The 10009-nt window shown below is 52.5% G+C and carries 11 protein-coding genes; 1 reads left to right on the plus strand and 10 read right to left on the minus strand.

Annotated elements, in window-relative coordinates:
- Positions 1 to 162: 162 nt before the first annotated feature.
- The 6 genes from gnd to mce form a co-directional block, all read right to left on the minus strand.
- Positions 163 to 1572, minus strand: coding sequence for an NADP-dependent phosphogluconate dehydrogenase (gnd, locus tag GJ1_RS16455; RefSeq protein WP_066234796.1), 1410 nt, complete (start codon positions 1570 to 1572; stop codon positions 163 to 165).
- A 158-nt stretch (positions 1573 to 1730) separates the two neighbouring features.
- A complete protein-coding gene (locus tag GJ1_RS16460; protein ID WP_013144812.1) occupies positions 1731 to 1922 on the minus strand; it encodes a hypothetical protein in 192 nt (63 codons plus the stop codon).
- A gap of 79 nt (positions 1923 to 2001) precedes the next feature.
- A complete protein-coding gene (locus tag GJ1_RS16465; protein WP_066234798.1) occupies positions 2002 to 2475 on the minus strand; it encodes a chemotaxis protein CheW in 474 nt (157 codons plus the stop codon).
- A gap of 118 nt (positions 2476 to 2593) precedes the next feature.
- The gene (locus tag GJ1_RS16470) at positions 2594 to 3718 is read right to left on the minus strand and encodes a tripeptidase T (protein ID WP_066234801.1); all 1125 of its coding nucleotides are present in this window, start codon (positions 3716 to 3718) and stop codon (positions 2594 to 2596) included.
- A gap of 278 nt (positions 3719 to 3996) precedes the next feature.
- On the minus strand, positions 3997 to 5547 hold the full coding sequence (locus GJ1_RS16475) for an acyl-CoA carboxylase subunit beta (RefSeq protein WP_066234804.1): 1551 nt from the start codon (positions 5545 to 5547) through the stop codon (positions 3997 to 3999).
- Positions 5544 to 5969, minus strand: coding sequence for a methylmalonyl-CoA epimerase (mce, locus tag GJ1_RS16480; RefSeq protein WP_044730908.1), 426 nt, complete (start codon positions 5967 to 5969; stop codon positions 5544 to 5546). Before mce ends, GJ1_RS16475 begins: the two co-directional genes overlap by 4 nt.
- 282 nt (positions 5970 to 6251) lie before the next feature.
- Between mce and prli42 the strand changes: the two genes are divergently transcribed.
- Entirely contained in the window at positions 6252 to 6344 is a 93-nt protein-coding gene (gene prli42 / locus GJ1_RS18460) for a stressosome-associated protein Prli42 (RefSeq protein ID WP_012820630.1), read from the plus strand.
- Positions 6345 to 6395: 51 nt separating this feature from the next.
- Here the strand turns inward: prli42 and GJ1_RS16485 are convergent, their stop codons facing one another.
- From GJ1_RS16485 to GJ1_RS16500, 4 genes are all read right to left on the minus strand, one after another.
- A complete protein-coding gene (locus GJ1_RS16485; protein WP_066234807.1) occupies positions 6396 to 6905 on the minus strand; it encodes a L,D-transpeptidase in 510 nt (169 codons plus the stop codon).
- A 191-nt stretch (positions 6906 to 7096) separates the two neighbouring features.
- The gene (locus GJ1_RS16490; RefSeq protein ID WP_066234810.1) at positions 7097 to 8077 is read right to left on the minus strand and encodes an aromatic acid exporter family protein; all 981 of its coding nucleotides are present in this window, start codon (positions 8075 to 8077) and stop codon (positions 7097 to 7099) included.
- 210 nt (positions 8078 to 8287) lie between these two features.
- Positions 8288 to 8548, minus strand: coding sequence for a nucleotidyltransferase family protein (locus GJ1_RS16495; RefSeq protein ID WP_066234816.1), 261 nt, complete (start codon positions 8546 to 8548; stop codon positions 8288 to 8290).
- A 230-nt stretch (positions 8549 to 8778) separates the two neighbouring features.
- Positions 8779 to 10009 (minus strand): MrfA Zn-binding domain-containing protein (locus GJ1_RS16500; RefSeq protein ID WP_157068405.1); only part of this gene is annotated, 1231 nt, incomplete at its 5' end.

Genomic DNA, 10009 nt, shown 5'->3' on the forward strand with positions numbered 1-10009 from the left:
TGATAGCAATGTTGCTCAAAGAGACGTATGGTATTAAAAGGAAAAATGCTGTTTTGATTTTCTCTATCATGATCGTCTTTATTTGTCAAGTACACTTTGTGGTGAAGAGCCAGATATATGTAAACCCTTAGAGTCACCAACGGCTCTAAGGGTTTTTTTCGCTTATTTCAACCATTCCGTATGGAAAATGCCTTCTTTGTCGACGCGTTCGTACGTGTGGGCGCCGAAGTAGTCGCGCTGCGCTTGGATCAAGTTGGCCGGGAGCACCGCGGTGCGGTAGCTGTCGTAATAGGCGAGGGCGCTTGCGAACCCTGGCGTCGGAATGCCGCGCATCGCCGCGGTGGCGACGATTTCGCGCAAGGCGTCTTGGTAGCGTTCGACAATGTCTTGGAAATACGGATCCAAGAGCAAGTTCGGCAGCTCTGGATCGCGGTCGTACGCCTCTTTAATTTTTTGCAAAAATTGCGCGCGGATAATGCAACCGCCGCGGAAGATCATGGCGATATCGCCATACCGCAAGTTCCAGTTGTATTCCTCAGAAGCCGCCTTCATTTGCGCAAACCCTTGGGCGTACGAGCAAATTTTGCTCATATAAAGCGCGCGGCGCACCGATTCGATGAAGTGGGCGCGGTCGCCTTCAAACGGCTTCACCGCTGGGCCTGCAAGCACTTTGCTTGCTTTCACGCGCTCGTCTTTCATCGCCGAGATGAAACGGGCAAACACCGATTCCGTGATGATCGGCAGCGGCACGCCCAAATCAAGGGCGTTTTGGCTCGTCCATTTGCCCGTTCCTTTTTGCCCGGCTTTGTCCAGAATAACATCGACCAACGGCTTGCCCGTCTCTTCATCGATTTTCGTGAAAATGTCAGCGGTGATCTCGATTAAGTAGCTGTTCAATTCCCCTTTGTTCCAGTCGGCAAACACTTCGTGCAATTCGTTCGCATCCATGCCGAGCACATGTTTGAGCAGGAAGTAGGCTTCCGCGATCAGCTGCATGTCGCCGTATTCGATGCCGTTATGCACCATTTTGACATAATGCCCGGCGCCGTCCGGACCGATGTACGTCGTGCACGGCTCGCCATCGACTTTGGCGGCGATGGCTTCAAAGATCGGGCGCACGAGCTCATGCGCTTCTTTTTGCCCGCCCGGCATGATCGACGGACCTTTCAACGCCCCTTCCTCGCCGCCGGAGACACCCGTGCCGATAAAGTGAATGCCGAGTTCAGCGAGTTCTTTATTGCGGCGCTGCGTATCCTTAAAATACGTATTGCCGCCGTCAATTAAAATATCGCCTTTTTCCAGATGCGGCTTCAGCTGCTCGATCGTTGCGTCCGTCGGCGCTCCCGCTTTCACCATCAGCAAAATTTTCCGCGGTTTTTCCAAGGCGCTGACGAATTCTTCGATGCTGTATGTACCGACAATGTTTTTTCCTTTCGCTTCCTGCAAAAACTCGTCCGTTTTTTCGCGCGAACGGTTGTACACCGCCACCGAATAGCCTTTGCTTTCAATGTTCAACGCCAAGTTTTTCCCCATGACCGCCAGTCCGATGACGCCGATTTGCTGTTTCGCCATTGTCCAACGTCCCTTTCCGTTTTGGTTTGTTCATCAAACAACATACCATACGTTTGCGTTTGCCTGCAAGTTTTTCTAAACCGATTTAGGAACGGGGCTGCACGACGAGCTTTGCTTGACATGTTCATATGGAAAGGGGCGTATAACGCCCCTCATGATTAGTAGCCTCCATAGTGCGGGAAGCCGTACGGTGAAAACGGATAGTGGCCATCATGCATCCCGTATGGAAAGTGGTGATAGCCGCCGTAGCCTCCGTGCCAATAAGGATAGTAGCCATACGGATAGTGGCCGTAGCCGCCATAGTAAGGCGGGTAAAAGCCGCCCATATATGGGCCGAACGGTCGAACCATGGAATGCGCCTCCTTTGGATTTGAAGTTCATTTCCATGGTTAGGATATGCGCGGAAGAAAAAACGGTATAGGCAAACACCTATACCGACTGATCCAATTGGGCTGCAGCGACCTGCTCTTTAATCTCTTCCGCTTCGTCCAAATGGTTGAACAAGACGCGCGGGTCAAGCACCGTCAACAGCCGGTCAGGCATTGCCGCCATCCCGACTAAATACGGCGTGCGCTCCGCCGACATCAGTTGAAGCGGTTTAATCGCCCTAGGCTCAATATCAGCGATTTCCTTCGCCTCATCGACGATAAACGCGACCGACAGCCCATCGACCGCAGCGACGACAAGACGCGTCTGGTCCGTTTCTTCGATGGCCCGGCCGTACAGCAGCTTCCGCATATCGAGCACCGGCACGAGCTCGCCGCGGATGCGCACGACACCGGCCATATAGTCCGGCATATGCGGAACGGCGGTCGGCGCCATCATTTTCTCGATCGAGACGACATACGCGATCGAAACGGCGTACTGTTCCCGCTCGACGCGAAAGACCACATATTTGTCCATTCCCCCGCCACCTCTCTCATGATGGAAATCCTGCCTGCTTTTTTTATCGGCCGATTCCAGCCGAATGTTCACCAGATTTCAGTACCCGAAGAAAAAAGAGCATCCAGCTCCCGGATGCTCATTCGGCATTGGCGACTTCTTCGACAATCGCAATGACCATTTCCGTCAGTTTGACCAATTCTTCAATCGGCATCCGCTCGTTCGTCGTATGAATTTCTTCGTAACCGACAGCGAGGTTGACCGTCGGAATGCCGAACCCGGCAATAATGTTGGCATCGCTGCCGCCGCCGCTTCGCTGCAGCTCGCACGGCCGGCCGATTTTCGCCGCCGCCCGTTTGGCGATTTCCACGACATGGTCGCCGTCGCTGAACTTAAAGCCCGGGTACATCACTTCCACCTCGACATCGGCGCGGCCGCCCATTTCCGCGGCGACCGTTTCAAACGCCTCTTTCATTTTCGCCACTTGGGCTTCCATTTTTTCTGGGACAAGCGAGCGGGCTTCGGCTAAAATATCGACGCGGTCGCAGACGATGTTCGTTTGCGTGCCGCCCTCAAAGCGGCCGATGTTCGCTGTCGTTTCTTCATCAATGCGACCGAGCGGCATTTTCGCGATCGCTTTCGCCGCAATCGTAATGGCGGAAACCCCTCGCTCCGGTGCGACGCCGGCATGAGCCGTTTTGCCGTGCACAACCACTTTCAGCTTCGCCTGCGTCGGCGCGGCGACGACGATGTTGCCGACTTTTCCGTCGCTGTCCAACGCATAGCCGTATTTCGCTTGAATGAGCGACGGGTCCAGCGCCTTCGCTCCGACAAGCCCCGACTCTTCTCCGACGGTGATGATAAACTGGATCACGCCGTGCGGGATGTTTTGCTCTTTCAACACCCGAATCGCTTCCAACATCGCCGCCAAGCCCGCTTTATCGTCCGCGCCTAAAATCGTCGTCCCGTCCGTGACGACATAGCCGTCTTGGATCGACGGCTTCACCCCTTTGCCCGGCACGACCGTATCCATATGAGACGTGAAATAAATCGGATCCACCCCGTCTTTTGTCGCCGCGAGCGTGCAAATCAAGTTGCCCGCCCCATGCCCCGTTTTCGCGGCGGCATCGTCTTCGATCACCTCAAGGCCGAGCGCTTCAAACTTTTGCTTAAGCACCTTCGCAATGTCGCCTTCATGCTTCGTTTCCGAGTCGATTTGCACGAGCTCTAAAAATTCGTCGACAAGACGTTGTTCATTGACCATAGCTTTCTTCCTCCTGTTTCTGTATTCCACCTCAAGTATACCGAAATGTTCCGCCAAGAGCCAACCGGACGCCGGAACGATCCGCACGCCCAAGGCGCATACGGACGCGCTCGACATGTATCGGCGCGGACTGCCGGATCAAATGTCGGGTCCGTATATAGGCGAAAAAATCCGGTGAGCGATGGGAAAGCACGGCATTAGAAAGAGCCTGGCATACATGAATCCCCGTGCGAAAATGAAGGGCCGAAACAAAAAAGGGGCCCCTCGGCCCCGTTCGTTTACAGCGGAATATTTCCATGCTTTTTCTTCGGCCGCTCCTCATGCTTATGGCGAAGCATCTCGAGCGCCTGAATGAGCTTGATTCTCGTGTCGCGCGGGTCGATGACGTCATCGATCATGCCGTATTTGGCGGCGACGTACGGATTGGCGAATTTCTCGCGGTATTCGGCAATTTTTTGCGCCCGCGTTTCTTCCGGATTCGGACTTTTTTCAATTTCGCTCGCGAAAATGATGTTCGCCGCCCCTTGCGGCCCCATGACGGCCACTTCGGCGTTCGGCCACGCATAGACGACGTCGGCGCCGATCGATTTGCTGTTTAAGGCAACGTACGCGCCGCCGTACGCTTTGCGCAAAATGACCGTAATTTTCGGCACCGTTGCTTCCGAGTAGGCGTACAAAATTTTCGCCCCGTGGCGGATGATGCCGCCGTGCTCCTGCTTGACGCCCGGGAAAAAGCCGGTGACATCCTCAAACGTAATGATCGGGATGTTGAACGAATCGCAAAAGCGGATAAACCGCGCCGCCTTGTCGGATGAGTCGATGTCCAGCCCTCCGGCCATAAACTTCGGCTGGTTGCACACAAGCCCCACCACTTCGCCTTTGATGCGGGCAAAGCCGATCACGATGTTTTTGGCGAAATCTTTTTGCACTTCCATAAACGATCCGTCATCGACGACTTGGGCGATGACGTGGCGCACATCGTACGGGCGGACGGCGTCAATCGGCACGACATCGGCCAAATCGGGGCGGTAGTCGTCCCCGTCTGGAATCGGGCCAAACGGCGGCTTTTCGTTGTTGTTGGACGGCAAATAGCCAAGCAGCCGCCGCACCTCGGCGAGCGCTTCTTCTTCATTGGCCGCCGCAAAATGGGCGTTGCCGCTGATCGTGTTGTGCACGCGGGCGCCGCCTAAATCTTCGGCGCTGATTTTCTCCCCGGTCACCGCTTCAATCACTTTCGGGCCGGTGATGAACATTTGGCTCGTTTTTTCGACCATGAACACAAAATCGGTGATGGCCGGCGAGTAGACGGCCCCGCCGGCGCACGGCCCCATAATGACGGAAATTTGCGGGATGACGCCGGAATAAATGGCGTTGCGGTAAAAAATGTGCCCGTACCCGTCAAGCGACAAGACCCCTTCTTGAATGCGGGCGCCGCCCGAATCGTTCAAGCCGATGACCGGCGCCCCGGTTTTCGCCGCCAAATCCATGATGTTCGTGATCTTTTTCGCATGCATTTCCCCGAGCGCCCCGCCGAAGACGGTGAAATCTTGCGAGAACACAAACACGGTGCGGCCGTTGATCTTCCCGTAGCCGGTCACAACCCCGTCACCCGGCCCCTTCTTTTCCCCCAGGCCAAAATCGGTGCAGCGGTGCTCGATGAACGGATTGAGTTCGACAAACGTTCCTTCATCCAAAAGCAAGTCAATCCGCTCGCGCGCCGTCAGCTTCCCTTTCGCGTGCTGCTGTTCAATTTTCTCATCGCCGCCGCCAAGCTCGATTTCGCGGCGACGGTCATACAGTTCGTTGATTTTGTCGTACATGTCGCTCATTGGTGTCCCTCCGTTCGGTTCGTCCGTTCACAAAGTTCGTACAACACGCCGCCGGTCGATTTCGGATGCATGAAGGCAACCCATGCCCCGCCGGCGCCGCGTTTTGGCGCATCTTGAATCATGCGGATGCCGCGCTCTTTCAGCTCACGGATGCGTTCGGTGATATCATCGACGCCAAGGGCGACGTGATGGATCCCTTCGCCGCGCTTTTCGATAAATTTCGCCACCGCGCTCTCTGGCGACAGCGGCTCCAGCAGCTCCAGTTTCGCCTCGCCAGCCTGCAAAAACGCCACTTTCACCTGTTCCGACTCGACTTCCTCAATGCCGAGAAACGGCAGGCCGAGCACATCCGTATAGAACGGAAGCGCTTTCTCGATCGAGCGGACAGCGATGCCGATATGGTCGACTTTTTTCACCTGCATCGTCTTGATCCCCTTTGCTGCAAAATGATGAGGCCAACAATTTATAATTCGCCGTTTCGACAAAAAATCCTTCTTTTATTTTTCCTTGTCCGCCCTTCTATTTTGACGTTACAATAGACTTGGAAGGCCGGTGATTTCATGAAACAGCTCAAAACCGGCCCTTCTCAAGTTGAGAAGTCTTGTAAAATCAGCTCTTCTTCCCCGACGAACTCCATCGATTTGACAAAAATAATCGTTTTTCACCGGCCTTCTAGAACAGCGGACGGGAAGGAGGACGGACCGTTGTCGCGCAAAACGCAAAAGTTTGTCGTATATTTAATGCTCATTTGCATGCTGCTGACGACGCTCCTCGCCGGCATCAGCATGTGGTTTTAACCGCGCTTCGGCGTAAAAAACGCAAGCTCCGAAACCGGAAGCTTGCGTTTTTTATTGGACGGCGCCGTACCGTTTGGCGATGGCATAAAACGATTCATTGCTGCGGAGAATGAGCACATGGGCGCCGATCGGCACCCGTTCATACAAATGCTCGACATCGCGGTTGTGCATGCGCACACAGCCTTGCGAAACGTATCCGCCGATCGACGCCGGGTTGTTCGTGCCGTGAATGCCGTACGTGCGCCCGTCCGTCCCGCGCGCGTCAAAGCCGATCCACCTTGTGCCGAGCGGATTGTTCGGCGCTCCGCCCGGAATGTTCTTTTTCCGATAATACGGGTTTTTCGCCTTCACCGTCACGGTGAACATTCCTTCCGGCGTCAACGCCGCGTTCACCCCGGTCGCCGCTGGATAAACGGCTTCGATGCGGCCGTCGCGGACGAGCGCCAGCTTATTGATCGCTTTGTTCACAATCACAAGCGGCTTAGCCTCCGCCGCCGTCTGGAAAGGCACCCCCAACATCACGATCATCGTCGCTAGGCAAATGGCCAACCGTATCCGCATACGAATTTCATCCTTTACTGATGTTTGGCCATAGTGTGCGCCAAAACGGATGGACATATGCCCCGTTTTCATGCCTTAAAAGACTGGTGAAAGACAATCCATTTCCTCGATCCATGAGGAATCGTGGAAAAAAACGCGATGTTGCAAGGTTTTTCAATTTGGAAAACACTGCTGTGAAGCTCTATATCCGATTAAATCACCGACTTTTCAAGCCGCCGTCTCGGTTCGCTTCCGGGATGAAATTCGCTTTTAATGATTAAATATCGCTCCAATTCCCGCACTAAATGAAACAACGCCGCTCGCTCTTCAAACTGCTCGCGCGTCTTTGGCAGCGGCATCGCCTTAAACTGTTCGCGCATCTCGGCAAGACGCCGCAAAAAACGGTCCGCCGTATTTCCCGGGTGAATGGCGTCGCTTAATTCATCGATAAAATCGGCGATCATCATCCGCTGCTCAACCGTGTACGTAAGCGACGTCACAAGCGGAAGCATATGCTCGATGATTTCCAACTGCCGCTCACGCATGCGGAAGTAGCGGACATATTCATCTTCATTCCGCCATAATTGGTTGTCGGCGTGGCGCATGGCGAGTTTTTTCGCTTTGTCGAGCGCCTCCGCGGCGAGCGGCAGCTCTTTGCCGTCCCAATCGAGTTCATTCGTGCGCAAGTAGCGGACGATTTCTTTTAAAATGATGCGGAACAAATCTTCGACAACGACCTGGTACGCCTTCAACTGTTTTTCAACGCTCGGCATGTACATGTTCATAAGCAGCGCCACACCAATGCCAACCGCCACCAGCAAGATCTCATTGGCGACCAATCCCCACGTGATTTCCTTGGCCGCATACAAATGCAAAATAATGACCGAGCTTGTCGCAATGCCTTCGTTTATTTTCAGACGGACGGTCACCGGAATGAACAAAAGAAGCAGCAGCCCGATCGTCCACGGATGATAGCCGAAGACGGTAAAAAACAACGCCGCAAACCCGATCGCGACGACGCACGCCGCAAAACGCGCCCGGGCGGTCTCAAGCGACCGCTTTTTCGTCACTTGGACGCATAAGATGACGATAATGCCAGCGGAAGCGAAGTTATGAAGACCGATGAGCTGAGCGATGGCAATCGCCAGCGCCGCCCCCACCGCCGTTTTCAATGTCCGATAGCCGATTTTCATCGCGCCGTCTCCTTTGCCAATGTTTGCCGACTTCATTGTACCGATGACGGCGCTTTCGATGCAAGAAAAAACGGGCCATACTTGCCTCACATGCAAGCCGTTCCGGAAAAATGGACGGCCCGTCTGCTCGAGGCAACCGTAGGGACGCAAAAAAAGACGGCCGCTCCCTAGCCGCGGAGCAGACCGCCCTGGACGCAAAGGGGGTGCGGCTCACGACAAAGCTTTCTCATAAATCGTTTTCCCATCACGCTCGATTTGACGCTTGATGTCTTCGTTCAGCGCGTCGAAAAAGAGAACATCACACGAGTAAATGCCAACGATGTCGTCAATATCCTCTCTGATTTTCCACTTCTGTTTGCCGATGTAATCGATGCACAAGTCAATGTCGGAATTGGAGCGGGCCGTGCCGCGCGCCCGCGAGCCGAACAAAACGACTTTTTGAATGTCTTCTTCGCCAGCGAAATACGCCATCAGCCGTTCAAACACGGTCGGGCTAATTCCATAGATCACGGTCGATCACTTCTTTTTGGATGTTTTCCAGCAGCGCTTCGATTTCATGAACATATTGTGATACAATTCGGTCTTTAATCTGTTCATAGTCTTCCTCGTTATACACATGGGCCGTGGCGTTGCGTGAGTTGAGTATATCCTAAATAAATCCATTCCTCTTTTTGAGCGATTAGCATTGATTCTAACCGTCCTCAAACGAGCAACTGTTGTTTGCCTTCTACAACATTTAAATATACATTGGGCAAATCATGCAAAACTTCATAAGCCGAAACATACGCAATAGCAGGCTGGCTGTATGCGCATACCAACATCCTTTCTATATTATTTTTTGCGCCAATTAAGCGATTCCCTTTCGATTTGACTTTAATGAGATATCGTCCCCCTTCTTCGAATTCCTCGAATTTTTCATTGTGTATTTCTAACATGCGCTTAATGGGGGCCAACACTTTTTGTTGTTCCGTTAATGTTAATGCCTTCAATTCACCTTTAACGATATAATCAAGCAACTCTAGGGCGACAAAACGATTTAACTGATGATGATAAAATTGATTGGAGTAATGTCTTAAGCATTTATAGCAAGATGTCTCGCAATGGTTTTCGCATTCATGCAAAATTTCCCTTGCCATTTTAATAATATCAGGGAGCATTTCCCCTGCAATGTGTGAATACCCCGCTCCTCCGGATAAAGTATCAAACAGGTAAACATCGGCTTGATACAGATGTTGTGGACTTTTTGTCTCTAATGGAAGAATGCGATATCCTGACAGTAACTCATTATAATCGATGTCCAATACCCGGCTTGCAGCCAATACGAGCGCCTCGCCAATCGTCTTCAAACCGTCATGAACCCATTGATGATTCGGGTGAAAATCGACTTTTTCATCAAAACTCATCCGCAATAGTAATAAATCAGAGTTAAATATATTCCCAAGAAACACTTTCATAATACTTCCTCTACAGCGGCTATCCCTTTGACCAAGATGTGTTTTCAACCTGTAAGGTACATCATGGGCCAATTTATGTTCACTCTCCCCTGCTGGCCAAATAGCCCCACAATCCGTGCAGATTTCGAATCCTTCCTGTCGATCCGTCCCTTTATTCATGACGATAAGCTGTTTGTTCATCTCATTAGCATATTGAAGCCGCTCTGAACCTGAATAAGCCTTCAAACTTAGTTTTTCGCCAGACACAGGAATAGGTAACTGAGGAGGAACTGCATAGGTGAATTCCTGCTCCCTATCTCCTTCCTTCACCTCCATCCCTTTCTCAGGCGAAAACCCCGTTGGTCGCAACAACGGACTGTTTTTCAACTCACCACCACACACTGAACATTTTTTCGTTTGGATTGGATCCAAAGAAACAAATAAGCACGATTCACAATAGGTGATAACCGGCAAACTGTCAAGCAACAAATCTTTAGCG

Origin of the sequence: Geobacillus jurassicus NBRC 107829 (assembly GCF_001544315.1) — a bacterium.
Classification (GTDB): Bacteria; Bacillota; Bacilli; order Bacillales; family Anoxybacillaceae; genus Geobacillus; species Geobacillus jurassicus.